Here is a 579-nt window from a genome sequence, read left to right on the forward strand (position 1 = left end):
TACAAAATAAAACAAACAACTTTTCATGAGCCTTAACTCAGTAGCAAATCTACGAAAAACATTTGATGAATTTAACGTCGTTCAAAACAGTTCACGAAAAGATCGATTAACAGAGATTATTTTGGGTATAATAGATAGTAAATCTGTTCAATTTTATGAAATAGCTTCAAAAATTAATCGTCAGGCCAGTACCGATTCAATTAATAGAAATATTGAAGACTTTTTTCAGAAAACAGACTTTCAGTATCTTGAAATATTTTCATGGTTAATTCAATTTATCCCTCATGAAAAAGTAGTTTTGAGTATTGATAGAACAGAGTGGGATTATGGGAAAACTCAAATAAATATACTATCTGTAATTGCCCATGTAGGTAAAATGGGAGTACCTCTTCACTTTGAAATGTTAGATAACAACAGTGGAAATAGCAACTGGGAAGATAGGATAAAATTGTTTTCAAAAGTTATAGAAACCCTTGGTTATCATAGAATTGACTATATCGTCATGGATAGAGAATTCATTGGTTATAAATGGCTGAGATGGTTGAAATCTTTAAAAATTGACTTTTGTGTTCGAGTTCC

1 protein-coding gene is annotated in these 579 nt (G+C 30.4%); it reads left to right on the top strand.

The genetic code is table 11. The features are described from left to right. Positions 1–25: 25 nt before the first annotated feature. Positions 26–579 (top strand): transposase (locus HHU12_RS34645; protein WP_169661235.1); only part of this gene is annotated, 554 nt, incomplete at its 3' end.

Source organism: Flammeovirga aprica JL-4, from assembly GCF_012844305.1.
In the GTDB taxonomy this organism is placed as follows: domain Bacteria; phylum Bacteroidota; class Bacteroidia; order Cytophagales; family Flammeovirgaceae; genus Flammeovirga; species Flammeovirga aprica.